We start from the raw sequence: 25279 nt of genomic DNA, 5'->3' as shown, positions 1-25279 counted from the left end.
AGCCGAAGCCCGGTCGTCACCTGGCACCAGTCGCAGTTTGTCATTGCTTACGACCAGGGACCTCCGGGGTGATGGCTCTTGAGTAAGCGTGCGCGCGATAGATCTCGACCGGGGGGTCCGACGGCTGCAAGCGGGACAGGTCCAGGGGATCGTGACCCGACCGGGAGATGACAGCGGTCACGGCCTCGTGGAACCCCTCGGTCAAATTATTGATCTCCACGAATTCGCCCGAGACATGCGTGGCATCCATCCATACGATGCGCTGATCGTCAGGAGGTAGCACGGAGGCGTACACGGCGACGTCGGTTACATCCACCCAGGGAAGTCCGATCGTCCCGTTGGGGAGCGTCACCCAGATTCCCAGATCGTCGACGGACACGCGATCGGCCATGGAAGCGCACTGTAGCGGCTGTCGCAGCCGGACTGTGAGGGGCAGGAGGGCCGGTGTGGTTGTACGCCTGCTGAACCCACCGGGTCAGGCGTCACGGGCGCGGAGCAGCCAGGCGCTCGCCGCCAGCGCAGCGACGCTGTAGCCGCAGACCGACCACAGTGTGGGGCAGGCACCCAGGCTGCCGAGCGTGTGAGTGTCGGCGGGCTGGACCAGCTTCTGGAGGGCTGAGACGGGGGAGGTCCCGGCGATCCACGGCTGCGGCGGAGTAGCGCAGCAGCCCAGTGCCACACCGAGCGCGGCGCCCGCGGCGTAGCTGAAGGCTTCCAAAACTCCTGGTAGGCCATCGCTCGGTCGCTTGCCGCGGTGTCGCCCTTAGCGATTGCTTTGACCTTCTTGCCCCAGTTGTTCGGCTGCGCGACCAGGCGCATGAGAGGTGCCGGCACCGACTCGCCGATGCGAACCGCGCTGATCTCGATACCGAAGAACCGCGTGTTCCCGTCCGTACGGCCGTTGAGCCAGTCCAACGCGGCCCGATGCTCCTCGCGAAACTCGGTCGCGATCCACACCACGTTGACCGGGTCCGTCCCGCCGGCGCAGGTCAGCAACTGACCCAGGTGGCCGTGGTCCGTCTTCGTCAGCTGGTTCTCGATGATCACTGTCTCGTTCGTCGTCTCATCGACGCCGATCAGGTCCAGCGAGAATCCGCCCACCGGGTGTTCCGCTGACGACAGCACCAAGTCCATGCCGAGCAGTTCGCCGAGCACGTCCGCGTTCGCCAGCAACCAAGGCGTAAAAGTGTGTGCCTCGTGCTTCCAGACCTGCCGCACGTCCAGTAGTTCGAGCTTGCCGAGCATGGGCAGTCCCTTGCTGGCATCCACAGAGGTCATATCGTCGACCGTATCGGTCCCGAAGCGGTCCTGGCGTCCCATGCCACCCACGGCCCGCGTCGCGGGGTCGACCGTCACGAGGCTGCTGAAACATCTCGATCCGGCATCCAGGCGAGGATGTCCAGCAGGCGTACGTCCGACAGGCGAACAGCCGCCTCAGCGACCAATGGATTGGCATGGACGCGAGCGGCGCGCCGCAACAAGGCCAAGCCTTCGGTGGCCCGCAGCAGATCTGTGCGGTATGCCGCCCAGTAGGCCCGCCGCGGTGGTGCGTGCCGGCTGCCTGCGTGCTGCAGTTCAAGCGCCGCGATTTCGGCGACGCGCCGGTACCGCCGCAGCAACGCGCTGTCGAGAATGAGGAACAGGCGAGGCCGCACCAGGTGCAGGGCCTTGCTTACCTTCGCGTGCCCGACCCCTGGCGGACGATCCTGGAAAAAGTGTTGGTACAAACGGAGCGCACTGTCGTAGTGACCGTCATCGAGCATGGGGTCGGCGTCGCGGAGATGGGCGTCGGGCGGGACGTCGTCCCAGGGTGCGGTCTCGCTCAACCGGAGTAGGTGGCGCTCCTGCTCCCGGCTGATCCTGCTGCCCATGTACGGTGCGCGAGTTACCTTGATGAGCTCCGGCGTCAGTACGGGGTGTGTGCCGGCCAGCCAGTCGTAGGCGCGGATCGTGCGGGCATGCCGCTCGCAGTAGTCGACGAAGACGCCGAGTGGGTCGTTCACCGGTCGCCCGGCTACCTCGATCGGGACCACTGTGGTGCCTGCTTCCTGATTTCTCGACGAAGTCTCCATCAGATCCCAGCCCTCCGTCCGACAAACCGTGACAACCTCGCAGGCGGCCACCGAGAGGAGCGTTCCGCGTCGGGTGGCGGTTCCGTTTTGGCCCCGGCTCTCGCCGATGGAAATTTGTCCGTCAGCACTGGTCAGAAGGCCGTGATCTCACGGATCGCGCCATCGACCTCGACCACCGTCGCGTCATCTGTGACACCGGCCTCCCGCTCCCGGGCGGTGAGCCATTCGTTCAGCGAAAGCCCGTGCTTCTCGGCCAGGTAACGGGCACGGTAGAGGCGCGTCGCGTCGCCGATGGTCGAATGGAGCAGGTTGAAGCTGAGCCCCGCGGTGAGCAGGGCGCCGGCGATCGGCACGAATCTGGCCAACTGTGCTTTGGTGAGCTTCAGTCCGAGCGCGCTGAAAACTCGCATGAGCACCTGAACGAGGGAATCTTTGCGCAATTCGTTCCAGGTTGCCCGGCGCATCATGCTCTGGGTGAGGCGGGACAGGCTCGCGAGTGCAGCCGTCTTGCTCGTGGCCGTCGATGCCATGCTGTAGTTCAGGACGCCCATGAGGAACAACTCCTCTTCGGGCTCGCGTGGGTCATACCCGTAGTGGACGGCGACCTCTCCCACGGCGCGGCCGAGGAGAACAAGTGTGGCGCCCACATCTGCCACCACCGCCCCGAGGACCACCTCCGCGGACGGACCGTCGCTGACGTTCTCGCCGACCGTGAGCCCGGTGATCGTGAGAGAGGTGGCAGCGGACCCGGCCATGCCGATGAACGGGATGGCGAACGTGGGGCGGCCTTTGTCGAGCTCCTTGAGGTCGAGTGAGGTGAACAGCGACGCAATGTCCATGTCCTGGTGCTTGCCGCGCAACTCCGCGATCCGCTTGTCCAGCGATGGCGACTGCATCGCGGGTAGGAAGGCAGATTTGAACAAGCCTTCGACTGCCTTGACGATGGTCTCGTCACCGAGTTCCAGGGCCAGCTCCGCGCCGGGGACTTTCTTGATGTGTTCGCCGGCCCGCTTGACGACTGCTGAAACCTTGTCTGTCGCACGTCCTTTCGCGCTGTTCCGGCGCTTTCGCTCGGTGTCGAGCAGACTGGACCAGGCTTTGGTCTCGTAGTCGGACATCACGTGCCGCATCTGCCCCCCTGCCAGAACTTCCGGAAACGCGCCCGGTCCATTCAACTATTCCGGGGAAGGCGGGCCGATCAGCCGATCGGATGTCCTGGATGGCCTTGCTGGAGATGAAGGCTGGCCGTCGTGCGGACCGGCCGGACGCGGCGGGGCGTCGAGGACAGCGCTGACCTGCTGCGGGCCACCGAGCATCGGGTTGCGCGGGCGGGCGACGGGTCGCATCACCCGGCGACGTCGATACCCAGGGCGGCCGGGACGATCTCCGTCGAGCTGTTCTCGGCGAATTTCCTGCGTCCGCGCAGGGTTTCCGTCCTACTGGTGGCAGCGCCAATCAGCCAGTGCCGACCAGGGAGGGGCTCGATCATGAAGATCGTCGTCATCGGTGGCAGTGGGCTCATCGGCTCCAAGCTCGTGAAGATCCTCGATGCCCAGGGCCACGAAGCGGTGGCGGCGTCGCCGAAGACCGGCGTGAACACGCTGACCGGCGAAGGAGTGGCGGAGGCGCTGACCGGCGCCGGCGCCGTCGTCGACGTGTCGAACTCGCCGTCGCTGGAGGGCAGCGCCGCGTTGGAGTTCTTCGAGACGTCCACGCGCAACCTTCTCGCCGCCGCCGCGGACGCCGGGGTGGGTCACTACGTGGCGCTGTCCGTAGTGGGTTCCGAACGGCTTCCGGACAGCGGATACATGCGGGCGAAGGTCGCCCAGGAGCAGCTCATCGCGGCGTCCGGGCTCCCGTACTCGCTGGTGCACGCCACCCAGTTCTTCGAGTTCCTTCAGGGCATCGTCGACGCCGCCACGGACGGCGACACCGTGCACCTCGCGCCGGTGCTCATCCAGCCGATGGCAGCGGACGACGTCGCCGCCGCGGTGGCCGAGGTCGTGGTCGGCGCGCCGACGTACGCCGTGGTCGAGGTCGGCGGCCCGGAGCAGTTCCGCCTCGACGAACTGGGACGATCCGTCCTCGACGCTCAGCGGGATACTCGTTCGGTGGTGGGTGATCCCGGCGCCCGCTATTTCGGTGCCGCGGTGGCCGAACGCTCGCTGGTTCCCGCCGACGGCGCCCGCATCGCCGGTACGCGCCTGGACGAGTGGCGAACGCGGGCGAGCCACGGTCAGTGACTCGGCGCGAGGGCCGATACGCGATGCCGCTGTCGTCCGACGGATCGAGGCGCGTTGCGGCCGCCGAGTACTACGTGAGACGCACGCCTTTGGACGTCAGGTATTCGATGAGCCCTTCGGCCGAGCTGACCAGATGGTCGGTCATCATGTGCTCGACCCGTTCCCCGTCGCCTGCCCGCATCGCCGCGAGAATTCCCTCGTGGTCGGCGTTCGAACGCTTCCTCCACTGCGGCACTTCGAGCAGGTAGTCGCGCGGCACGTTCAGCGAAACCACCCTGATCGCGGCCATCAGTTTGCGGGACCCGGAAAGCTTGTTGATGTGCCGGTGGAACTGCCAGTTGAGGTCGGCGAGGTTGGTGCGTTCGGAGTTCTCGTGGTAGCTCTCCATGCGCCGGTGCAGGTCTTCGAGGACCGCGTAGTCCGCCTCGGTGGCGAACTCGATCGCCCGCCGCGCGGCGAGCCCGTTGAGCATGCCCTCGATGAGGAACGAGTCGCGCAGGTCGGCCTTGTTCAGCGGCGCGACGACTGTGTGGCGGCCGCCGTCGAGTTCGAGCAGGCCGTCGTAGACCAGCTCGCGCAGGGCGTCACGCACGGGCATGCGGCTCGTGCCGAAGTGCTCGCAGAGTTCCTGTTGCGACAGTCGTGTGCCGGGCAGCAGCCGACCGAAGAAGATGTCCTGCCGGAGGGCGGCCGCGATCTGGGTGCCCAACGGATCTCGCTGGATCACCGCTCGGGCGCTGGCGCTGCTGTCGATGCCCACCTGTCCGCCTCTCTCACGTGGTGAACGTGTGCACGGTATCCGGTGCCGGGGAGGATTCACGAATTTGCCATGCCCAATGGGGCGAGTATGGCCCGACACGGCCTATCCGGCTCGACCGGATTCGGCGATGTCGGTGAGCATGCGGTGCCGGCGGACCGCGTGCTCGAAGTCCGGTACGGCGCCGTCGCCGGCCGCCAGCAGGGCGTACGCCTCAGCGACCGGACCGGCCGGCGCGGCCAGGCCGGATGAGCGGTCGTAGCGGGCCGGGACGGGCAGGTCGGTGAGCTCGCGGTCGTCGTCCCGCCCGCCGCGGATGCGGACGGGGCCGTGTTGCAGGTGCCCGGGGCAGGTCACGAGCAGTTCGCCCGAGGTCCCGGTGATCTCCCAGCGGAGTCCGTCGCCGCGTGCCGGTCCGCCCCGGTAGTGGACGGTCGCCACGGCGTCGTCGTCGACGAGCCCGACCGCCACGACCTGGTCGTCGGTGCGTTTCTCGGCGATCTCGCCGGTGCGGGCGTGGCGTACCCGGGGTAGCCGGTTGGCGGTCAGCGCGCGTACCGGCCGCAGCTCACCGAGGACGGCGCACAGGGCGTCGACGGCGTGTCCGAACGGCACGGACAGCAGCGTCGCTCCGTACGCGGGGTCGAGGGTGTAGGCGGCGTACGAGCCGTAGGTCGGTCCCCACAGCCCGCCGGCGCCGGTCATCGTGGTCGACAGCACCCGGCCGACGTAGCCGTCGGCGATCAGGTCGCGCAGGTACCGGATCGGCGCCGCCGACCGGGCCTGGAGACCGACGGCGGTGCGCGTCCCGCGCGCGGCGGCGGCGAGTTCCTCGGCTTCGGCGAGGCCGGTGCCCAGCGGCCATTCGCAGAGCACGGGTTTGCCGGCCGCGAGCGCCGGCAGCAGGCAGGTCCGGTGCCGGTCGGCCCGCACGGCGACGACGATCAGGTCGACACCTTCGTCGGCCGCCAGGTCCTCGACGGTGGCGTACGCCCGGGGGACGCCGTACCGTCGCGCGGCCTCGCCCGCCGCGGTGGCGTCGCTGGCCGCGAGCGCCCGCAGCTCGTAGCCGGGCACCGCGGCGAGCGCCGGCAGGTGGGCCCGTGCGGCCCAGCCGCCCTTCGCGCTGAGACCCACCAGGCCCACACCGAGAACGTCTGTCATGGGACGACACCCTAGCGCCATTTCCCGTTGCCCGTATCCGGGATTCGGTATACAGTCTGCCCACGACCGATCACGACGGACAGGGGCCGAGCGTGCATGAGGTGGGGATTGCCGATGTCTCCGGATACGTGCCGGCATACCGGCTCGACGACTACCTGACGCGCGAGACAGCGAGCTCGCCTGACGTCTCGGTGCCCGGCCCGGACGAGGACGCGTTCACTCTCATGTGGGAGTCGCTGACCGGCCTGCCCCGCGTCGAGGCGGAGGGCCCGGTACTGCTTCGCGTGCCCGACAGTGACATCGAGACGCGGGCGCTCGTGGCGCACGCCCGGGCGACCGGCGTGCTCGGGGAGCCGGCGGCAGTGATTCCGCTCGCGCCCGACGCGGGGGCGCCGGACCTGCTGGCGCTCGCCGCCCGGCTGGCGCAGCCCGGCCTGGGCCTGCTGGTCGACCACCGCCGCCCGGCCGGGGCCGGCGCGCCGGCGACGGCCTCCGCCGCGGCCGCCGTCCGCTTCGGCCCGCCACGGGTGGCCCGGGTGGCCGCGGTCGCCGCCCGTCACACGCTGACCTTCGACAGGTGGCGTACCGGTCCGGCACCGGACCAGCAGGACGCGCGGTTCGTCGAGGAGGCGCTCGTCGCGGTCGAGGGCGACGCGCTGCTCGCCGACTTGCTCAAGACCGCCGGACGGACCACCGCCGACCTCGCCGGTGTCGTCGTCACGTGCGGCACCCGGCTGCGCGGCGCGCGCTGGGCCAAGCGGTGGGAGGTGCCCTCGGTGTGGCAGGCCGGCGGCGGCACGGGAGGCCCCGGCGCCTCGGCCGCGTACGCGCTGCTCACCGCGCTCGACCGGCTGCGCGCCGCCGGACCAGACGGCGCGGTGGCCGTCCTCGACCTCGGCTGGGGCGGCGGCGGCGCGGTCCTCACCGCGGGCACCGACGCCGCGGAGGAACCCGCGGAGCCGGCCGCGAGCGCGGCGCGCGGCACGAAGGCGTACGGCCTCGCCGCCTGGCACGGTCGCGCCACCGAAGCACCCGGGCCGTGGACGTCGCCGGCCGAGCTCTGGCGGGAGATGCCGGCCCTGCTCGGACCCACCGGCTATCGGTGCTCCGACTGCGGCAGCATCGGGTTCCCGCGAGCCGGCGTCTGCGAGCTGTGCGGGTCGTTCGAGGTCGCCGACCAGCCGTTGCGGCGCACGGGCGTCGTGGCGACCCACTCGGTCGACCACCTCTTCGACTCGTCCGACCCGGTGCAGATGGTCGTGGTGGACCTCGACGGCGGCGGCCGTTTCTTCGGGCAGGCGGTTCGCGACGTGCCACGCCGGCTCGCCGTCGGCGACCGGGTCCGGCTCGTGCTCCGCCGGCTGCACACCGCATCCGGCCTGCCGCACTACTTCTGGAAGGTCGATCTCGATGGGTGAAGACGTCGTCGCCATCGGCGCGGCGAGCACGAAGTTCGGCGAGTTCTTCGACCGCGGCTACGCCGACCTCGTCCGGGACGTGGTGCGTGCGGTCACCGCCGACGCCGGCATCACGCTCGCCGACGTCGACGCGGCCTGGCTCGGCACCGCGTTCGCCTACACCTACTCCGACGAGGGCAACGCCGGCACGTCGCTGGCCGAGCCGATCGGCATGCACGGACGGCCGGTCACCCGGGTCGCCGCGTACTGCGCGTCCGGACTGGACGCCATCCGGCAGGCCGTGGCCGCCCTGCGCGCACACACGTGCGACGTCGCGCTGGTCGTCGGCGCCGAGAAGATGCGCGACGTGGGCCCCCGCGGCAGCCTCGTCATGCAGCACGTCAACCGCGGTCATCCGGTGCTCAGCAAGGGCCGGACGGCGCCGGGCATCTTCGGGCTGGTCGCCGAGCGGTACCGGGCCGTCTACGGGGACCCGCGACCGGCGATGACGGCGGTCGCGATGAAGAACCACGCATACGGTGAGCTCAACCCCCGGGCCCACTTCCGCCGGGCCGTCTCGGCGGAACAGGTGGAGGCGGCGCCGCCGCTGTCGGGCCCGATCGGCCTGCTCGACGCCTGCCCGACCACCGACGGCGCGGCGGCGCTGGTCCTGGTGCGCGAATCCGACTCCCGCGGTCGACGGGCGGCCGCGATCAGCGGCATCGCGATGTCCAACGACCTCGGGTACTTCACCGCCAACACGAGCTCCCGCTCGGACCTGCTGGGGTTCGAATCCACCCGGTCGGCTGCCGCGAGCGCGTACGAGCAGGCGGGCGTCACCCGGCCGTTCGACGAGATCGACGTCGTCGAACTGCACGACTGCTTCACGATCACCGAAGTGGTCAACTACGAGGACCTCGGACTGTGCGGCAAGGGGGAGGGGCGTGACCTGGTGCTGAGCGGCGCCACCGGGCCGGGCGGCGCGCTGCCGGTCAACACCAGCGGCGGCCTCAAGGCCTGCGGGCACCCGATCGGCGCAACCGGCGTACGGATGGTCGTCGACGTGTGCGACCAGGTGTGGGGCCGCGCGGGCGTTCGGCAGGTGCCCGGCGCCCGCACGGGTCTGGCCCACGCGCTCGGCGGTCCGGGATCGCTGGCCTGCGTCGCCGTGGTCACCGACGCCGGTCCCGCGCGGGCGGCGGCGTGACGGCGGCGACCGGCGCGGGTCCGAACGGACGGTCGCCGGACAAGGTCAGCACGCTCGCGGCCGCGGTCGAGACGCACGTGCGCCCGGGCGACGTCGTGCACGTCGCGTACGCCGACGCCCGCCCCAACGCGGCGCTGCACCAGATGGTCCGCCGTTTCGCCGGCCGGCCCGCCGGGTTGACGCTGGTCACCGCCGGTCTGGTCAGCAGCCAGCACGCGCTCGTCGAACTCGGCGTGCTCGACCGTCTGGTGGCCTCGTTCGCCGGCGAGAACCTCCCCGCTCCCCGCCCGAACCGGGCGTTCCAGCGGGCGGTGCGCGAGGGCCGGATCGAGGTGGAGAGCTGGTCGCTGTGGTCGCTGACGGCCCGCCTCATGGCCGCCGCGCTGGGCGTGCCGCACCTGCCCGTCCGGTCGCTCGCCGGCAGCGACCTCGGCGCCGCGCTGCACGGCCGCGGATTCGCCGAGGTGGCCGACCCGTTCGGCGGGCCGCCGTCCGGTGTCGTCGCCGCTCTCCGGCCCGACGTGGTGCTGCTGCACGGCGTGGCCGCCGACCGGGCCGGCAACGTGGTGCTCTCCGCGCCGTACGGCGAGGGGGCGTGGGGCGCGCTCGCGGCGCGGCGCGGCGCGATCGCCTCCGTCGAGCGCATCGTCGACACCGAGACGATCCGCGAGCACGCGGCCCTCGTGCGCGTACCGGCGCACGCAGTCCTCGCGGTCTGCGAGGTGCCCCTGGGCTCGCACCCGTACGGGCTGTTCAACCCCGGCCTCGACGGCGTCGCCGGCTACGTGCCGGACGAGGAGTTCATGGCCGAGGTGGTGCGGGCGTCCAACGACCCGGCCGAGTTCCGCCGGTGGATCGACGAGTGGCTGCTCGGCACCGCCGACCACGACGCCTACCTGGCCAAACTCGGGCCGAACCGGATAGCCGCGCTGCGGGCCCAGGCCGAGGAGGACGGCTGGCGCTCGACGCTGACCGCCGCGGCCGACCCGCCGGACCGGTGGACCGACGCGGAGGCGATGGTCGTCACGGCCGCCCGCCGGATCGCCGGGCGGGTCCGCAAGCAGGACTTCGACGCGGTCCTGGCCGGCGTCGGCCAGGCCAACCTGGCCTCGTGGCTGGCGGTCACCGGCCTGCAGGCCGTCGGCGCCGACGTGGAGCTGATGGCCGAGATCGGCATGTTCGGGTACCGCCCCCGCCCCGGCGAGCCGTTCATCTTCGCGCACCGCAACCTGCCCACGTGCGCACTGCTCACCGACGTCGCCACCGTGCTCGGCGCGTTCGTCGGCGGGCCGGCCACCCGGTCGCTGGGCGTGATCGGCGCCGGGCAGGTCGACGCCGACGGCAACACCAATTCGACGTACGCCGAGGACGGCAGCTACATCGTGGGCTCCGGCGGCGCCAACGACATCGCGACCTCGGCCGAGGAGGTGCTGGTGACAGTGGCGCACGGCAGCCACCGCCTGGTCCGGCGGGTGCCGTACGTGACGTCGCCCGGTCACGGTGTCCGTACCGTCGTCTCCACCGCCGGGGTGCTGGAGCGGGTGGACGGACGGTTCGTGGCGACGGCGTTCGTCGCGCGGTCCGGCGAGTCCGACGCCGACGCGGTCGAGCGGCTGCGCGCCGGCTGCGGCTGGGACCTCGACATCGCCCGCGGCGTCGCCCGCGAGCCGGATCCGACGTCCGCGGAGCTGTCCGCGTTGCGCCGGTACGACCCGGCCCGGACGTTCCTCGGCCGGCTGCACGGAAAGGCGGACGGCGATGCCTCTGTACGCGCTCGGTGACCGGACGCCGCGGATCGACCCGTCGGCGTACGTGCACCCGGACGCCGTCGTGATCGGCTCGGTGGAGCTGGGACCGGAGTCGAGCGTGTGGCCGGGCGCGGTGCTGCGCGGCGACTACGGCGTGATCCGGGTCGGCGCCCGGACCTCCGTCCAGGACGGAACGGTTCCTGCACAGCGTGGCGGACCACCCCACGGAGATCGGGGCCGACTGCGTCGTCGGGCACCTGGCGCACCTGGAGGGCTGCGCGGTCGCCGACCGGTGCCTGATCGGCTCGGGCTCGATCGTGCTCAACCGGGTGCGGATCGGCGCCGGCAGCGTGGTGGCCGCCGGCGCGCTCGTCCGGGAGGGCGCCGAGGTGCCGCCCGAACGGCTCGCGGTCGGCGTACCGGCCCGCCTGCGCGACCTGCCCGCCGGCCAGGAGGACTGGCAGGCACACGCGGTGCGCGCCTACGTCGAGAACGCGGCCCGCTTCCGACGCGAGTTGCGGCGGATCGACACCTAGCCCTCGCGGAGGAGGAACTGATGCCCGAGGAAGTGCTACTGGAACGCGCGGACGGAGTCGCCCACCTGGTGCTCAACCGTCCCGACCGGCTGAACGCGATCGACCCGGCCACGTTGCGGCTGCTGCGCGAGCACATCGCCACGATCGAGGCCGACCCGGGAGTGCGGGCGGTCGTCGTGCGCGGCAACGGCCGGGTGTTCAGCGCCGGTGCCGACATGCACGCCCTCGGCGACATCGTCGAGTGACCGCGGCGGCGTTCGCCGCCTTCATGCAGGATTGGCACGAAGCTGTTCGACGCGGTCGCGGCGTGCAGCCGGCCCACCGTCGCGGCGGTGCACGGAATCGCCTTCGCCGGCGGCTTCGAGCTGTTCCAGGTGTGCGACGTCGCGGTCGTCGCCGACGACGCCCGGCTCGGCGACCAGCACGCCCGCTACGGGCTCTTCCCCGGCGGGGGCAGCGCCCAGCGCCTGCCCCGGCTGATCGGTGACCGGCGGGCCCGGTGGCTGCTGCTGTCCGGTGAGGAGATCCCGGCGGCCGACGCCGTGGCGGCAGGCCTGGCCAACGAGGCGGTACCGGCCGACCAGGTCGTCGCCCGGGCGAGCGAGATGGCCGCCCTCCTGGCCACCCGCAGTCCGCTCGCCAGCGCGGCGATCAAACGCGCGCTGGCCGCCGGCGCCGGACTCGATGTGGGCGCGGCCCTCGCCGCCGAACGACCGATCGCGCTGGCCCACATGGCCTCCGCCGACGCGCGGGCCGGCCTGGACGCCTTCTACCGACGTGTGGCCCCGAGATTCCCCAGCAACCAGGGAGAGGCATGAGCAGCTACAGCGACATCCTGTACGAGGTCGCCGACAACGTCGCGACCATCACCATCAACCGGCCGGAGCGCCGTAACGCCTTCCGGTCGGAGACGCTCGACGAGCTGATCGACGCGTTCCGGGCCGCGGAGGCCGACCGTGAGGTGGGCGTGATCGTGCTGACCGGCGCCGGGGACAAGGCGTTCTGCGCCGGCGGGGACATCCACTGGGAAGAGGCGTCCGACGAGTCCGGCGCCATCCAGATGGCCCGCCGTACGACGATCCTGTCGCTGGTCATGCGCGGCTGCGGCAAGCCGATCATCGCGCGGGTGCGCGGCTTCGCCGTCGGCGGCGGCAACGAGTTGCAGATGCTGTGCGACCTCACTGTCGCCTCCGAGGACTCCCGCTTCGGGCAGTCCGGGCCGAAGATGGGCTCGGTGCCGGTGTGGTGGGGCACGCAACTGCTGCCGCGGATGGTGGGCGAGAAGAAGGCCCGCGAGATCATCTTCCTCTGCGAGCAGTACACCGCGCGCGAGGCGCTCGACATGGGCTTGATCAACAAGGTCGTGCCGGTCGAGGAACTCGACACCACGGTACGCGCGTGGTGCGACCGGATGCTGACGCTCAGCCCGCAGGCGCTGCGGGTCGCGAAGATCTCGCTCAACTACGAGTCCGACCAGCTGTGGCCGTCGGTGCTGCACGGCAACCAGATGATCTCGTTCATCCACGGCACCGAGGAGTTCCACGAGGGCACCCGCGCCTTCCTGGAGAAGCGCCCGCCGCAGTTCGGCAAGTTCCGCAAGTGAGGGGAGACGCAGGTGCGGTGTGACGGCAAGGTGGCGCTCGTGGTGGGCGCCGGCAGCGGCATCGGGGCATCGGCCGCCGAGGTGTTCCACGCAAACGGCGCCACGGTGGCGGTCGCCGACATCAATCTCGCCGGGGCGCAGGACACGGCGGCCCGGCTGGTCGAGGCGGGCGCCAAGTCCTCCGCGTTCGCTGTCGACATCACCCGCCGGGACCAGACCGAGGACCTGGTACGCGACGTGCTGGCCGAGTACGGGCGCATCGACATCCTGGTCAGCACGGTCGGGTGGTCGGACACGACGTTCCTGGTGGACGAGGACGAGGCGTACTGGCGCCGGATCATCGACATCAACCTGATGGGGTCGATCTTCCTGTGCCGGGCGGTGCTCGACCACATGATCGAGCGGCGCTCCGGGTCGATCGTGCTGACCAGCTCCGACGCCGGGAAGGTCGGCACCATGGGGGAGACGGTGTACGCGGCGGCCAAGGCCGGCGTGATCGGCTTCGTCAAGTCGCTGGCCCGGGAGGTCGCCCGGCACCAGCTGCGGATCAACGCGATCTCGCCCGGGCCCACCGACACCCCGCTCATCCGGGCCCAGACCGACCAGCGGGTGATCGAGAAGATGGTGCGGGCGGTGCCGCTCAAGCGCATGGGCGAGCCCGTCGAGCAGGCCAACGCGTTGGTCTTCCTGGCCTCGGACGCCGCCTCGTACATCACCGGCCAGACGGTGAGCGTCAGCGGCGGCCTCACCATGACGTCGTAGCGGCCATGTCCACGATGGACGACATCGAGCTGTCGGCCGAGGACCGGGCACTGCGCGACCTGGTCCGGCGGCTGGCGCGGGAGCGGATCGCCGGGGAGGCCCGGCGGATCGACGAGGCGGAGGAGTACCCGCACTCGTCGATGCGGCTGCTCGGCGAGGCCGGGCTGTTCGGGCTGCTGATCCCGGAACGGTACGGCGGCCAGGGCGCCGGCATGCGCCAGTACGCGCTGACCACCGAGGAACTGGCGCGGGCCTGCGCGGCCACCACCACCGCGTTCATCACGCAGACCCACGCGATGCTGCCGATCCTGGCCGTCGGCGACGACGAGCAGAAGCGCCGGTGGCTGCCCGGCCTCGCCGCCGGGCGGGCGCTCGGCGCGATCGCCATCACCGAGCCGGAGGCTGGCACCGACGTTCCGGCGCTCGCGACGCGGGCGGTCCGCGACGGCGACGGGTACGTCGTCTCCGGCCGGAAGATGTTCATCACCAGCGGCGGCGTCGCCGACCTGATCACGCTGTTCGCCCGTACGTCGCCGGGACGCGACGGGATCAGCGTCTTCGTCGTCGAGGCGCGCTCGCCGGGAGTGCGGCCCGGCCGGCCACTGGCGAAGATGGGCATCCGTGCGTCGAACACGGTGGAGCTGGCGTTCGACGAGGTGCGTGTGCCGGCGACGGCCCGGCTCGGGCCCGAGGGGATCGGCTTCCACACGGCCGTGCACGTGCTGTCCGACGCGCGGATCAGCACCGCGGCCCAGGCGGTGGGCATCGCGCAGCGCGCGTACGACATCGCCGACGAGTTCACCCGGCAGCGGCGTCAGTTCGGCCGGCCGGTGCGGGAGTTCCAGGCCGTGCAGTTGCGGCTCGCCGACATGTACATCGCCGTGGTCACCGCCCGGCTGCTCGTGCAGCGGCTCGCCCGGTTCGTCGACGCGGCGCCGGACGGGAATCGGGCGGTCGAGGCCGCCGCGGCGAAGGTCTACTGCTCCGACGTCGCGATGCGGGTCGCCGGCGACGCCGTGCAGCTGATGGGCGGCTACGGCTACATGCGCGAGTTCGAGGCCGAGCGGTGCATGCGCGACGCGAAGATCACGCAGATCTACGACGGCACCAACGACGTCAACCGGCTGGTGCTGGCCCGGCAGCTCGCGAAGCGGTCGGCATGACGCCGCTGTCGGGGCGGGTCGCGGTCGTCACCGGCGCCAGCCGCGGGCTCGGTCGGCAGGCCGCCCTGGCACTGGCCGGGGCGGGCGCCGCCGTGGTGGCCGCCGGCCGCGACCGCGCGGCGCTCGACGAGACGTGCGCACTGGTCGAGTCGGTGGGCGCCTCGGCCCTGCCGGTGGTCTGCGACGTGACCGACGAGGCGCAGGTGGACGCCCTCACCCGGTCGGCGGTGGACCGGTACGGGCGCATCGACGTGCTGGTCAACAACGCCGGCGTCGCGTCGGAGCACAGGGCGCTGGAGCTCGACGTCGCGGAGTTCCGCCGGGTCCTGGAGACGAACGTGATCGGCACGTTCCTGCCGGCCCGGGCGGTCGCGGCGCACATGCGCGACCGGGGCGGCGGCGCGGTGGTCAACATCGGGTCGGTGATGGGCCGCTCGGGAACGTCCGGACTGTCGCACTACGGCGCCAGCAAGGCCGCCGTCTTCCAGCTCACCCGCGGCTGGGCGGTGGAGTGGGCCCGGTACGGCATCCGCGTCAACTGCCTCGCCCTCGGCTACTTCCCGACCGGCATCAACCGGGACCGGCTGGCGGAGGAGGGGGTGGCCGAGCGCGTGCTGGCGCGGGTGCCGGCCCGCCGGTTCGGCGTCCCGGCGGAGATCGGACCGACTGTGGTCCACCTGGCGTCCGACGCCAGCCGCTACATGACCGGGCAGGTCGTCTACCTGGACGGCGGTATGTCCGCACGCTGAGGAGGTACGCGAGATGGCGGGACCGTTGACGGGTGTCCGCGTGGTGGAGCTGGCCGGACTGGGACCCGCGCCGTACGGCGTGATGCTCCTGGCCGACCTCGGCGCCGACGTCGTCCGGGTCGACCGGGCCACGTCGGATCCGGCGGATCTGGGCCGGCTCATGGCCGGCTGCTGGCGGGGCCGGCGGTCGGTGGCGGTGAACCTCAAGCACGACGCGGGCCTGCAGATCCTGCTCGACCTCGCCGACGGCGCCGACGTCCTGGTCGAGGGTTTCCGGCCGGGTGTGGCCGAGCGGCTCGGCTTCGGGCCGCAGGTGTGCCTGACCCGCAACCCGCGCCTGGTCTACGCGCGGATGACCGGCTGGGGCCAGGACGGGCCACTGTCGACCGCGGCCGGTCACGACCTCAACTTCCTCGCCGTCGCCGGCCTGCTGCACGGGATGGGGCGGGCGGACGCCCCGCCTCCACCGCTGCCCGGCTACGTCGGTGACTTCGGTGGCGGCGGGGCCTTCCTGGCGATCGGCGTGCTGGCCGCGCTGCTGGACCGGGGGCGGACCGGGCTGGGTCAGGTGGTCGACGCCTCCGTGCTGGACGGAGCGGCGTCGCTCGGCTCGTTCGTGTACGGCCTGGCCGCAATGGGCGAGTGGACGGACGAGCGGGAGGCCAACCTCAGCGACGGCGGGTGCCCGTTCTACGACACGTACCAGACCGCTGACGGCGGATACGTGGCGGTGGGCGCGCTGGAGCCGCGCTTCTACGTGGAGATGCTGCACGGCGTCGGCCTGGACCCGGCCGAGTGGCCGCAGCACGACCGGACCCGGTGGCCGGCGTTGCGGTCCGCGCTGACCGCGCGGTTCGCGACGTCCACCCGGGACGAGTGGGCGCGGCGGTTCGCGGGGCGGGACGCCTGCGTCAGCCCGGTGCTGCGGCTGGCCGAGGCGCCGCACCATCCGCACAACGTCGCCCGGGGGGTGTTCGAGGAGGCGGCGGGCCGGTGGCAGCCGGCGCCGGCTCCGCGGCTGTCCCGTACCCCGCTCTCGGCCGGACGGCCGGCGCCGCGGGTCGGCGAGCACACCGCCGAGGTGTTGGTCGAGCTGGGCCGAACGGCGGATGACGTGGCACGTCTTCGGTCGATCGGCGCGGTCGAGGAAAACTGAATACTGGACACTGGATACCGTTTTTCCTATGCTCCTGAGGCAGCCCGGTTGAGGCGACGAGTCCGGCCGACAGGGCGATGAGCTGGTGCTCTTCCGCCCGGTGACCTTCGGAGCCGGCCTGGCGAGCGACGGCTTCACCCGACGCCTTCCGCGTCGTCCGCCGTCGCGGCCACAGTTTGGAGGCAGCTCATGGTGCGAAAGTCGGTTACGGCGATCGCCCTGTTGGCGTTGGCGCTTGCGGGTTGCACAACCACCTCGAGTGAGGGCGGCGGCACGCAGGTCAGCACACAGGGCGTCACCGACACGGAGATCTACATCCAGGGATTCGGCCCCATCACCGGTCCGGCCAGCTGGGTCGGCCTCGGCAACCGCGACGGCTTCGCCCTCGCGGTCAAGGAGATCAACGCCGCGGGCGGTGTGCACGGCCGGAAGATCCGGTTCGAGTTCCACGACGACGCGTTCCAGGTCGCGCAGGCCCAGCAGGTCGCGCGGCGCATCATCCAGCAGGACAAGCCGTTCATGGTGTACGCCGGCACGGGCAGCACGACCTTCCTCGCGGTCGCCGACCAGCTGCGGCAGAGCGGACTGCCGGTCTACAACGGCTTCTCCGGCAGCGAGGCCGCCCGCAAGACCCCCGAGGTCGACAACATGTTCCACGGCGAGGCCGTCTCCACCAAGTGGGTCGCGCCCAGCATCGCCGACATGGTCGCGGACAACCTCAAGGCCACCCGGGTCGCGATCCTGCACGAGGACGGCGAGTGGGGCCGCACGCTGTGCGCCCAGGTCGCGACCGAGCTGCAGGGCAAGAGCGGCCTGCAGGTGGTCGCCAACGAGACGTACCCGGCCGCCGGCAACGACTTCACCGGCCAGCTCGTGGCGATCCGTAACGCCAACCCGCAGGTCGTCGTCAACTGTGGCCTGTTCCCGGCCGCGAAGATCATCCTGCGGCAGGCTCGCGAGCTGGGGCTGAAGGCCCAGTTCGTCGGCGACGCGGGCCAGGCCAACGCCACCGTCTGGACGGGCAACGAGGCAGCCGCCGAGGACTGGCTGTTCAACTGGTACGAGCCGCAGTTCCTCACCGACACCACCGGCGCGCAGGGCGAGTTCCTGCAGAAGTACAAGGCCGAGTACCCGTCGGCGCCGACCGGACGGCCCAACCACGCCGACAACTTCTCCTACACCGCTGCCTATCTGCTCAAGAGCGCGCTGGAGGAGGCCGGCAAGGACCTCACGGCGGAGAAGTTCATCGAGGCGCTCGCCGCCGTCAAGGACGCCAGGCCGACGCCGATCAGCCCCAACGTCAGCTGCGCCAACGAACGCCACGAGTGCTTCGTCGACCTGGTCTGGATGCGGATCCAGGGCGGCAAGGCGGTACCGGTGGACGACGCCGGCCTCGCCCAGATCGCCGGCAAGGTCTCCGGCTCCTGACTCAACCCCTCCCGGGCCCGGCCGCACCGGCCGGGCCCGCGGCGCAAGCGAGGTACTGATGTGACAGTCATCCAACTGCTTGTCAACTCGCTCACGCTCGGCGCGATCTATGCGCTCGTGGCGCTGGGTCTCGTACTGGTCTTCAAGTCCTCCGACCTGGTCAACTTCGGGGCCGGCGACTGGGTGCTCGCCGGCGCGTACATCGCGCTCGCCCTGCTGACCGCCGGCCTGCCCCTCTACCTGGTGCTGATTCTGGCGCCGCTGGGCGGCGCGCTGATGGGGCTGGTCATCGACCGCGCGGTGTTCCGCCGGATCATGAGCGCCTCACCGTGGACGTTCGTCGTCGCGAGCCTCGCGGTCGGCGGGCTGCTGCGCGAGCTCGCCGTCCTGCGCTACCAGTCCAACCACTTCCCGTTCCCGCCGGTGCTGTCCCGCGACCCGGTCGAGGTCCTCGGCGTACGCATCACACCGCAGAACCTGTGGGTGCTCGGCGCGACGGTCGTCGTGGTGACCGCGCTGCTGCTGTTCTTCCGCTACACCACGTACGGGCGCGCGCTGGAGGCGGTCGCGCAGAACCGGGTCGGCGCCCAGATCGTCGGCATCAACCTGAGCCGGGCCCTGATGGTCACCTGGGCCCTCGCCGGCGCGGTGAGCGCTGTCGCCGCCGTCCTGATCGCCCCGTCGACAGACGTCTCACCGGAGATCGGCCTGCTGCTGGTCAAGGGATTCGTCGCGGCGGCGCTCGGCGGCCTGGACAGCCTCGAAGGCGCGGTGATGGGCGGCGTCGCGGTGGCCGCGATCGAGACCTTCACCCAGGTCTACCTCAACCAGGCAGCCGTCGACGTGGTCGTCTACGGCCTGCTGCTCGTCGTCATGTGGGTGCGGCCGGCCGGCCTGCTCGGCCGCCGCGTGGTCCGGAGGGTCTGAGCGGATGAGCAACCAGACCGTAGGCAGCACCGAGAAGGCCCCGGCGGCCACCGTCCCGGCGCCGGCGCCGCAGACGGCCGGCGACGGCCGTCTGCCACGCGCAGCCCGGGCCGCGGCATGGCTCCTCGTCGGAATCGTCCTGCTGGCGCTCCCGCTGCTGCTACCACCGTTCCGGACCTATCTGGCCACAGTGGTCCTCGTCTACGTCATCGCCGTGGTCGGCCTCAACGTCGTGATGGGCTTCTCCGGGCAGATCTCCATCTCGCACGCGGCGTTCATGGGGGTCGGCGCCTACACCACGGCCGTCCTGATGGGACGGTGGGAGCTGCCGTTCCCGCTCGCCGCGCTGGCCGGCGTCCTGCTCGCCACCCTGCTCGGCTACGTGGTCGGCCTGCCGGCGCTGCGCATCGCGGGGCACTACCTGGCCCTGGCCACGCTGGCGTTCCAGCTCATCGTGCAGAGCGTCATCTTCAACTGGGAATCGGTCACCAACGGGCCACGCGGCATCGCCGTACCGCCCGCAGTGGTCGGGGTGTTCCCGCTCGCCGACCGCAACCTGTACTACCTCGTCCTCGTCGCCGCGCTGCTCAGCCTGCTCTTCGTCCGCAACGTGGTGCGTTCCCGGGTCGGGCGGGCGTGGCGGGCCATCCGGGACAAGGAGATCGCCGCGTCCGTGTTCGGCGTCGACGTGGCCCGGTACAAGACGCTCGCCTTCGGGGTGAGCGCCGCATACGCGGGCCTGGCCGGCGCGATGTTCGCCATCACCGTCGGATTCCTCGACCCGGCCGCGTTCAACCTGTGGGAGTCGGTCAAGCAGCTCACCATGGTGCTCTTCGGTGGGCTCGGCACGCTCGTCGGCCCGCCGCTCGGCGCGACGCTCCTCGTCCTCGCGCCGGAGTTCCTGACCCCGTTCCGTGAGCACTCGCTGCTCGTGTTCTACGTCGTACTCCTGCTGGTCCTGATCTTCCTGCGGGGCGGACTCGCCTCCGGGGTGAGCCGGACCGCCGCGTGGGTGCGGCGCCGCCGCTCCGGCGCGCCGCCACCCGACGCCGCCGTCACCGCCGGCGCGGTGACCGCGGTCCGCGACCGGCCGGCGCCGCCGGCCGAGCGGCCCGCGGAGACCGGCGGTCCGGTGGGGGAGCCGATGCTGACCGCCGACGGCGTCACCGTGCGCTTCGGCGGGCTGATCGCGCTCGAGGGTGTCGACCTGCGGGTACGTGACGGCGAGATCAAGGGGCTGATCGGCCCCAACGGCGCCGGCAAGACCACCTTGTTCAACGTCCTGACCCGGGTCTACCCCGTGCACGAGGGGTCGGTCACCTTCGCCGGGCGCGACATGCTCCGGCTGCGCCCGCACCAGGTGGTCGGCGCCGGGCTGGCCCGCACGTTCCAGAACGTGGAGATGTTCCGCTCGATGACCGCGCTGGAGAACGTGCTCGTCGGGCGGCACCACCGCGACGTCTGCGGACTGTGGCGGACCGGGCTGCGCCTGCCGTCCGCCCGGGCGGAGGAGCGGCGGGCCCGCGACGCCGCGCGGGCGGCGCTGGGCGACGCTGGGCCTGGAACGCTACGCGGACACCCCGGCCGAGAGCCTGCCGCTCGGCGTGCAGCGACGACTGGAGATCGCCCGGGCGATGGTCGCCGAGCCGCGGCTGCTCATGCTCGACGAGCCGGCGTCCGGCCTCACCGCGGGCGAGGCGGCCGCGCTGATGGACGACGTACGCCGGATCCGGTCCGCCGGGGTCACGGTGCTGCTGATCGAGCACAACATGCGGTTCGTGATGGGCCTGTCGGACTCGGTCACGGTGCTCGACCACGGCCGGGTCATCTTCGACGGCTCACCGCAGCGGGCGCAGAGCGACCCCGCGGTGGTGGCCGCCTACCTGGGCGAGGTGGAGTCATGACAGCGCTGCTCGAACTCGATCGCGTGACTCTCGGCTACGGCAAGATCGTCGTCGTCCACGAGTTGTCGCTGCGCTTGGACGCGGGGCGGATCGTCTCCGTCCTCGGCCCCAACGGCGCCGGCAAGACCACCACCGTCCGCGGCGTGGCCGGACTGCTGCCGCTGCGCGGCGGCGAGGTACGGCTGGGCGGAAAGCGGGTCAGCGGCTTCCCGCCGCACCGCATCGTCGCCGAGCGGCTGGCCTACGTACCCCAGGGGCGCGAGCTGTTCGCGGACATGTCGGTACGGGACAACCTGCGTCTCGGCGGCTTCACCATGCGCCGTCGTGACGTCCCGGCCCGGATGGAGGAGCTGTTCGAGTTCTTCCCGCGGCTGCGCGAGCGCGCCGGGCAGACCGCGGGCAGCCTGTCCGGCGGCGAGCAGCAGATGCTGGCCATCGCCCGGGCGCTGATGCCCCGGCCGACGGTGCTGATGCTCGACGAGCCGTCGGCCGGGCTGGCGCCGCGCACCATGCGGCACGTCTTCGACATCGTCGCCGACGTCGCGCGTTCGGAAGGCGCCGCGGTGCTGATCGCCGAGCAGAACGCGCACCAGGCGCTGCGCGTCACCGACCACGCCTACGTGCTGAACACCGGCGTGATCGAGGCGTCCGGCCCGCCGGCGGAACTGCTCGCCGACGACCGGATCCGGGCCGCCTACCTCGGTGACGCGGTCGAGAAAGGACCGGTCTGATGGTCGCGGTGGTGACCGGCGCGGCCGGGGCGATGGGCGGCGCCATCGCGGCGGAACTCGGCGCACGCGGGCACGCACTGGTACTGGCCGACATCTCCGGCCGCCGGCTCGCCGAGGCCGCGGACCGGTTGACCGCGCACGGCCGGGCGGCGCACCCGTACCGGTGCGACGTCACCGACCGGGCCGAGGCCGAGGCGCTGGCCGCGGCGGCGCTCGCCGCCTTCGGCCGGGTCGACGTGCTGGTCAACGTGGTCGGCGGCTACCGCGGCCGGATGTACGAGGACGTGCTCGACATCCCGCTGGACCGGTTCGACGAGGCCATGCGGTTGAACCTGCGCGGCACGTTCAACCTCACCCAGCTGTTCGGCCGGCACATGCGCGAGCGCGGCCACGGCCGGATCGTCAACATCTCCTCGGTGGCCAAGGACGGGGCGTCCGGCCAGGCCGACTACGCCGCTGCCAAGGCGGGTGTCGTCGCGTTCACGCGCAGTTGCGCGCTCGAACTCGGCCCGGCGGTCACCGTCAACGCCGTCGCGCCCGGCGTCATCCGCACCTCGGTGATGGAGCGGATCCCGGCCGACGTCCAGGCGCGCTACCGCGAGCGGATCCCGCTCGCCGACTTCGGTGATCCGGTCGACGTGGCCAGGGCCGTGGCGTTCCTGGCGGGGGACGACGGCCGGTACGTCACCGGCGAGGTGATCCACGTGTCAGGAGGGTTCTTCGGATGTCTGTGACCGTACCGGGTGTCATCACCTCGGCCAGTGACGTGTACACCCCCGAGCGGATCGCCGCGTTCAAGGCGTCCGGGCAGTGGCGGGACCAGTTGATCGTCGACTTCCTCGACCGGCACCGCAGACAGCGCCCGGACCGGACCGCGGTGGTCGACGAGAACGGCCGGATCACCTGGGCCGCCCTCGCCGACCGCGTCGACCGGCTCGCCGCGGCGTTCGTGGACGCCGGGCTGCGGCCGGGCGAGTTCGTGGCCGTGCAGATGCCCAACCGGATCGAGTTCGTGGAGATCTACCTCGCGATCCAGCGGGCCGGCCTGCGCGCGCTCACCATGATGTCCATCTACCGGGAGCACGACGTCGCGTACATGCTGCGCACCACCGGCGCCCGGGCGTACATCGTGCCGGACACGCACCGCCGGTTCGACTTCGTCGCGATGGCGCAGCGGCTGCGCTCGCAGGCGCCCGACCTGCGCACCGTCATCGTGCTCGGCGAGGCCGGCGAGGGCATGGTGCCGTACGAGCGGTTCCTGGCCGAACGCGCGCCGGCCCCCGGCGCCTTCGCCCACCTGCGGCCCCACCCGGACCAGGTGTCCAAGGTGAGCTTCACCTCGGGCACCACCGGGCTGCCCAAGGGCGTCGTGCACACGCACAACACCGACCTGTCGCCGCCCACGATGATCGCCGGCGCGCTCGGCCTCGGCCCGGAGACGCCGATCTGGATGCCGAGTCCCATCGCGCACGCCACCGGCCTGCTGTTCGGCGTCTACGACTCGCTGCTGTGCGGGGCCAAGCTCGTGCTGCAGGACCAGTGGGATCCGCAGCGCGCGCTGGAGATGATCAGCCGGGAGCGGGCCACCTTCACGGTGAGCGCCACCCCGTTCATCGGCGACCTCGTCGAGCAGGACAACCTCTCCTCGTACGACCTGTCGTCGTTCCGCTACTTCGTCTCCGGCGGCGCGCGGGTGGCGCCGGCGCTCGTCGAGCGGGCCCGCTCGGAGCTGGGTTGCCTGTTGCTGCGGGTCTTCGGCCAGTCCGAGGCGCCGCTGCACACGCTCAACTTCCCGGACGACCCGTGGGAGAAGGTGACCGGCCGCGACGGCCGTCCGTTCGACGGCATCGACGTCACGATCGTGGACCCGGCCGACCGCGCGACACCCGTGCCGGTGGGTGAGGTCGGCGAGTACTCCACCGCCGGGCCGCACGTGTTCCTCGGCTACTACGGCAGCCCGGAAGCCACGGCGGAGGCCCGCGACGAGTCCGGCCGCTACTACAGCGGCGACCTCTGCACCGTCGACGAGGACGGCTACGTGCTGTACGTCGACCGCATGAAGGACATCGTCAACCGCGGTGGCGTGAAGATCAGCGCGCTGGAGGTCGAGAACCTGCTCGCCGCCCATCCGCTGGTCCAGGCGGCGGCCGTCGTGGCCGTACCCGACCAGCGGCTCGGCGAGCGGGCCTGCGCCTTCGTGGTCACCCGGGGCGGCGCGGAGCTGACCCTGGCGCAGATCTCCGCGTTCCTCGACGAGATGGGGGTCACCCGGCAGAAGTGGCCGGAGCGGCTCGAGGTGATCGAGGCCCTGCCGGCCACCCCCACCGGGAAGATCCAGAAGAACGTGCTGCGGCAGCGGCTCACTGCCGATTCGGCGTCGTCCGGCCGGGCATGACCCGAGCCGGCGTCGCGCCGCGGCTGGGGGTGCCCGACGCCGTCCTGTGGCTGAGCGCAGCCGCCGGCGTCGGCACCCTGGTCGTGCCGGCCGCGCGGCCCTACACGGCGCCGCTGCTCGTCGCCGGAGTGGTGGTCGTCGCCGCGACGGCCTGGCCCACGCTGCGCCCGCCGGTACGCCGCACGGTGCTCGCCATGATGCTCGCCGGCGCCGCGCTCTGCCTGGTGGCAGGCGCCCGCTGGTCGGACGTGTCGGCCGCGTTCGCGACGATGTGCGGCGTCTTCTCGTTCGTCGCCGTGGTGCGGCTGCTGGAACTGCCGATGCTGCGTCGCGGCTACCACACGGCGATCGCCGAGGTCACCCTCGTGCGGCTGCGCCGGACCCGCGCGGTCTGGTCCGCGGCCACGCTGACCTACCTGCTCTCGCTGGCGCTGTCGTTCGGCGGGGTCGCCCTGGCGTACCGGTCGGTGCGGGCGATGGACTCCGCCGCCGACGAGGCGGGCTCGGCCGGAGTCGTGTGTCGCGCGTTCATAGCGGCCAACCTGGTGACGCCGCTGTCGCCACCGCTGGCCGTGGTGCTCACGCTCACCGGCCTGACCTGGACCGGCTTCCTGCCGTACGCGCTGGCGCTGGGCCTGGTCGCCGCGATGCTGGTGCCGCTCGGGCCGGTGCCGCGGGCCCGGGCGCTGCCCGCGCCGCGACCGGAGCGAGGACGGCTTGCCGCGGGGTTCGCGGCGATGATCGGCTGTGTCGTGGTGGTGCTCGTCGTGCTGGAGATGGTTACGCCGCTCAGCCATCCGGCCGCGACGATGACGGCGGTCCTGCTCGTCGTGCCGCTCTGGGAACGCGGGACCCGCCTGCCGGCCCGCGCCGTGGCCCTGGCGCGCTCGGAGGCCGGCTCCTGGCGCGAGCAGTTCCTGCTCTTCGGCGCCGGTGGCTTCGTGGTCGCGGCGGCCGGCCGGTGGACGGCCGACGGAGCGGTCGGCCGGCTGCTCGACGCCGCCGGGCTGCCCGCGTGGGCGCTGCTGGCCGGTGGCGCGCTGGCCATCACCGTGCTGGGGCTGGCCGGGCTGTACCCGCTGACCACCCTCATCGTGGTGACGACGGTGCTCGCCCCGCTGGGCACGGGCGCGTGGCCGGCACTGGTCGCGGCGGCAGCGCTGGTGGGCACGATGGCGGCCTTCGTGTTGTCCCCGCTCAGTGGCCTGACCCTGCTGGTGTCGGCGCTGAGTGGGCGCAGTGCCGTCCACATCGGGCTGCGCTGGAATCTCCCGTTCGGCCTGGCGCTGCTGGGCGCCGGCGGCGCCGCGATCGGCCTGTTCGCGGCAGTGACCTGA

At 71.9% G+C, this 25279-nt stretch carries 24 protein-coding genes and 2 pseudogenes; 19 read left to right on the top strand and 7 right to left on the bottom strand.

From position 1 onward, the window contains the following. Positions 1–40 precede the first annotated feature (40 nt). The 5 genes from MCBG_RS07170 to MCBG_RS32350 form a co-directional block, all read right to left on the bottom strand. Positions 41–391 carry a hypothetical protein gene (locus tag MCBG_RS07170; protein ID WP_140946073.1) on the bottom strand — a complete coding sequence of 117 codons (351 nt, stop codon included), beginning with the start codon at positions 389–391 and terminating at the stop codon, positions 41–43. Next, entirely contained in the window at positions 349–1320 is a 972-nt protein-coding gene (locus tag MCBG_RS32355; RefSeq protein ID WP_140946072.1) for a hypothetical protein, read from the bottom strand. Before MCBG_RS32355 ends, MCBG_RS07170 begins: the two co-directional genes overlap by 43 nt. A 32-nt stretch (positions 1321–1352) precedes the next feature. Then, entirely contained in the window at positions 1353–2003 is a 651-nt protein-coding gene (locus MCBG_RS31095) for a DUF6308 family protein (protein WP_051611023.1), read from the bottom strand. Positions 2004–2203: 200 nt separating this feature from the next. Further along, a complete protein-coding gene (locus MCBG_RS31090) occupies positions 2204–3190 on the bottom strand; it encodes an EcsC family protein (protein WP_198033280.1) in 987 nt (328 codons plus the stop codon). A gap of 227 nt (positions 3191–3417) precedes the next feature. Next, positions 3418–3576, bottom strand: a complete 159-nt coding sequence (locus MCBG_RS32350; RefSeq protein WP_157560774.1) for a hypothetical protein — start codon at positions 3574–3576, stop codon at positions 3418–3420. Here MCBG_RS32350 and MCBG_RS07150 point away from each other — a divergent pair. After that, the gene (locus MCBG_RS07150; RefSeq protein ID WP_043324807.1) at positions 3560–4315 is read left to right on the top strand and encodes an SDR family oxidoreductase; all 756 of its coding nucleotides are present in this window, start codon (positions 3560–3562) and stop codon (positions 4313–4315) included. The genes MCBG_RS32350 and MCBG_RS07150 overlap by 17 nt on opposite strands. A 70-nt stretch (positions 4316–4385) precedes the next feature. On the opposite strand, the gene MCBG_RS07145 is transcribed toward MCBG_RS07150, so the two are convergent. After that, positions 4386–5075 carry a GntR family transcriptional regulator gene (locus MCBG_RS07145; RefSeq protein ID WP_051611019.1) on the bottom strand — a complete coding sequence of 230 codons (690 nt, stop codon included), beginning with the start codon at positions 5073–5075 and terminating at the stop codon, positions 4386–4388. 102 nt (positions 5076–5177) lie between these two features. After that, positions 5178–6236 (bottom strand): Gfo/Idh/MocA family protein, encoded by a 1059-nt coding sequence (locus MCBG_RS07140; RefSeq protein ID WP_043324805.1) that lies wholly within the window; start codon positions 6234–6236, stop codon positions 5178–5180. A gap of 101 nt (positions 6237–6337) precedes the next feature. Here MCBG_RS07140 and MCBG_RS07135 point away from each other — a divergent pair, with 101 nt between their 5' ends. The 18 genes and pseudogenes from MCBG_RS07135 to MCBG_RS07060 all read left to right on the top strand — a co-directional run bounded on the left by MCBG_RS07135 (position 6338) and on the right by MCBG_RS07060 (position 25279). Next, a complete protein-coding gene (locus MCBG_RS07135; RefSeq protein ID WP_140946070.1) occupies positions 6338–7654 on the top strand; it encodes a Zn-ribbon domain-containing OB-fold protein in 1317 nt (438 codons plus the stop codon). Further along, positions 7647–8840: a thiolase family protein gene (locus tag MCBG_RS07130; RefSeq protein WP_043324802.1), complete on the top strand. Its 1194-nt coding sequence runs from the start codon at positions 7647–7649 to the stop codon at positions 8838–8840. Before MCBG_RS07135 ends, MCBG_RS07130 begins: the two co-directional genes overlap by 8 nt. After that, a complete protein-coding gene (locus tag MCBG_RS07125) occupies positions 8837–10621 on the top strand; it encodes a CoA-transferase (protein ID WP_051611017.1) in 1785 nt (594 codons plus the stop codon). Before MCBG_RS07130 ends, MCBG_RS07125 begins: the two co-directional genes overlap by 4 nt. Before the next feature lie 176 nt (positions 10622–10797). Further along, positions 10798–11124 carry a gamma carbonic anhydrase family protein gene (locus MCBG_RS32940; RefSeq protein WP_198033279.1) on the top strand — a complete coding sequence of 109 codons (327 nt, stop codon included), beginning with the start codon at positions 10798–10800 and terminating at the stop codon, positions 11122–11124. A gap of 20 nt (positions 11125–11144) precedes the next feature. Then, positions 11145–11942 (top strand): annotated as a pseudogene (locus tag MCBG_RS31080) (enoyl-CoA hydratase/isomerase family protein). Next, positions 11939–12727: an enoyl-CoA hydratase-related protein gene (locus MCBG_RS07110; protein ID WP_043324800.1), complete on the top strand. Its 789-nt coding sequence runs from the start codon at positions 11939–11941 to the stop codon at positions 12725–12727. Before MCBG_RS31080 ends, MCBG_RS07110 begins: the two are co-directional and overlap by 4 nt. Before the next feature lie 12 nt (positions 12728–12739). Beyond that, positions 12740–13489 (top strand): SDR family NAD(P)-dependent oxidoreductase, encoded by a 750-nt coding sequence (locus MCBG_RS07105; protein ID WP_043324799.1) that lies wholly within the window; start codon positions 12740–12742, stop codon positions 13487–13489. Positions 13490–13494: 5 nt separating this feature from the next. After that, a complete protein-coding gene (locus tag MCBG_RS07100) occupies positions 13495–14652 on the top strand; it encodes an acyl-CoA dehydrogenase family protein (protein WP_198033278.1) in 1158 nt (385 codons plus the stop codon). Continuing rightward, positions 14649–15401 (top strand): SDR family NAD(P)-dependent oxidoreductase, encoded by a 753-nt coding sequence (locus tag MCBG_RS07095; RefSeq protein WP_043324798.1) that lies wholly within the window; start codon positions 14649–14651, stop codon positions 15399–15401. The genes MCBG_RS07100 and MCBG_RS07095 overlap by 4 nt, the downstream gene beginning before the upstream one ends. 13 nt (positions 15402–15414) lie before the next feature. Continuing rightward, a complete protein-coding gene (locus MCBG_RS07090; protein WP_043324797.1) occupies positions 15415–16557 on the top strand; it encodes a CaiB/BaiF CoA transferase family protein in 1143 nt (380 codons plus the stop codon). A 228-nt stretch (positions 16558–16785) separates the two neighbouring features. Then, positions 16786–17985, top strand: coding sequence for an ABC transporter substrate-binding protein (locus MCBG_RS07085; protein ID WP_223201124.1), 1200 nt, complete (start codon positions 16786–16788; stop codon positions 17983–17985). A gap of 60 nt (positions 17986–18045) precedes the next feature. Beyond that, a complete protein-coding gene (locus MCBG_RS07080) occupies positions 18046–18912 on the top strand; it encodes a branched-chain amino acid ABC transporter permease (RefSeq protein WP_051611011.1) in 867 nt (288 codons plus the stop codon). A 4-nt stretch (positions 18913–18916) separates the two neighbouring features. Next, a pseudogene (locus MCBG_RS33810) lies at positions 18917–20359 on the top strand (ATP-binding cassette domain-containing protein); the annotation flags it as partial. Between the two features lie 157 nt (positions 20360–20516). After that, the gene (locus MCBG_RS34755; RefSeq protein ID WP_255358657.1) at positions 20517–20816 is read left to right on the top strand and encodes an ABC transporter ATP-binding protein C-terminal domain-containing protein; all 300 of its coding nucleotides are present in this window, start codon (positions 20517–20519) and stop codon (positions 20814–20816) included. Further along, positions 20813–21547: an ABC transporter ATP-binding protein gene (locus tag MCBG_RS31550; protein WP_084789434.1), complete on the top strand. Its 735-nt coding sequence runs from the start codon at positions 20813–20815 to the stop codon at positions 21545–21547. The genes MCBG_RS34755 and MCBG_RS31550 overlap by 4 nt, the downstream gene beginning before the upstream one ends. Further along, on the top strand, positions 21547–22281 hold the full coding sequence (locus tag MCBG_RS07070; RefSeq protein WP_043324794.1) for an SDR family NAD(P)-dependent oxidoreductase: 735 nt from the start codon (positions 21547–21549) through the stop codon (positions 22279–22281). The genes MCBG_RS31550 and MCBG_RS07070 overlap by 1 nt, the downstream gene beginning before the upstream one ends. Next, the gene (locus tag MCBG_RS07065) at positions 22272–23942 is read left to right on the top strand and encodes an AMP-binding protein (protein WP_084789432.1); all 1671 of its coding nucleotides are present in this window, start codon (positions 22272–22274) and stop codon (positions 23940–23942) included. The genes MCBG_RS07070 and MCBG_RS07065 overlap by 10 nt, the downstream gene beginning before the upstream one ends. Next, entirely contained in the window at positions 23939–25279 is a 1341-nt protein-coding gene (locus tag MCBG_RS07060; protein ID WP_043324792.1) for a hypothetical protein, read from the top strand. The genes MCBG_RS07065 and MCBG_RS07060 overlap by 4 nt, the downstream gene beginning before the upstream one ends.

Source organism: Micromonospora sp. M42 (assembly GCF_000568915.1).
In the GTDB taxonomy this organism is placed as follows: Bacteria; Actinomycetota; Actinomycetes; order Mycobacteriales; family Micromonosporaceae; genus Micromonospora; species Micromonospora chalcea.
The sequence above is the reverse complement of the archived record's forward strand: the minus strand, read 5'-3'. Positions and strand labels throughout refer to the sequence as shown.

Coding starts and splice junctions, on each gene's coding strand:
- MCBG_RS07095 (WP_043324798.1), top strand. CDS start 14,649: ATGACGCCGCTGTCGGGGCGGGTCGCGGTCGTCACCGGCGCCAGCCGC.
- MCBG_RS07150 (WP_043324807.1), top strand. CDS start 3,560: ATGAAGATCGTCGTCATCGGTGGCAGTGGGCTCATCGGCTCCAAGCTC.
- MCBG_RS31090 (WP_198033280.1), bottom strand. CDS start 3,190: ATGTCCGACTACGAGACCAAAGCCTGGTCCAGTCTGCTCGACACCGAG.
- MCBG_RS32350 (WP_157560774.1), bottom strand. CDS start 3,576: ATGACGACGATCTTCATGATCGAGCCCCTCCCTGGTCGGCACTGGCTG.
- MCBG_RS07130 (WP_043324802.1), top strand. CDS start 7,647: ATGGGTGAAGACGTCGTCGCCATCGGCGCGGCGAGCACGAAGTTCGGC.
- MCBG_RS31550 (WP_084789434.1), top strand. CDS start 20,813: ATGACAGCGCTGCTCGAACTCGATCGCGTGACTCTCGGCTACGGCAAG.
- MCBG_RS07065 (WP_084789432.1), top strand. CDS start 22,272: ATGTCTGTGACCGTACCGGGTGTCATCACCTCGGCCAGTGACGTGTAC.
- MCBG_RS07070 (WP_043324794.1), top strand. CDS start 21,547: ATGGTCGCGGTGGTGACCGGCGCGGCCGGGGCGATGGGCGGCGCCATC.
- MCBG_RS07090 (WP_043324797.1), top strand. CDS start 15,415: ATGGCGGGACCGTTGACGGGTGTCCGCGTGGTGGAGCTGGCCGGACTG.
- MCBG_RS07140 (WP_043324805.1), bottom strand. CDS start 6,236: ATGACAGACGTTCTCGGTGTGGGCCTGGTGGGTCTCAGCGCGAAGGGC.
- MCBG_RS07110 (WP_043324800.1), top strand. CDS start 11,939: ATGAGCAGCTACAGCGACATCCTGTACGAGGTCGCCGACAACGTCGCG.
- MCBG_RS07100 (WP_198033278.1), top strand. CDS start 13,495: ATGTCCACGATGGACGACATCGAGCTGTCGGCCGAGGACCGGGCACTG.
- MCBG_RS07170 (WP_140946073.1), bottom strand. CDS start 391: ATGGCCGATCGCGTGTCCGTCGACGATCTGGGAATCTGGGTGACGCTC.
- MCBG_RS32355 (WP_140946072.1), bottom strand. CDS start 1,320: ATGGGACGCCAGGACCGCTTCGGGACCGATACGGTCGACGATATGACC.
- MCBG_RS07060 (WP_043324792.1), top strand. CDS start 23,939: ATGACCCGAGCCGGCGTCGCGCCGCGGCTGGGGGTGCCCGACGCCGTC.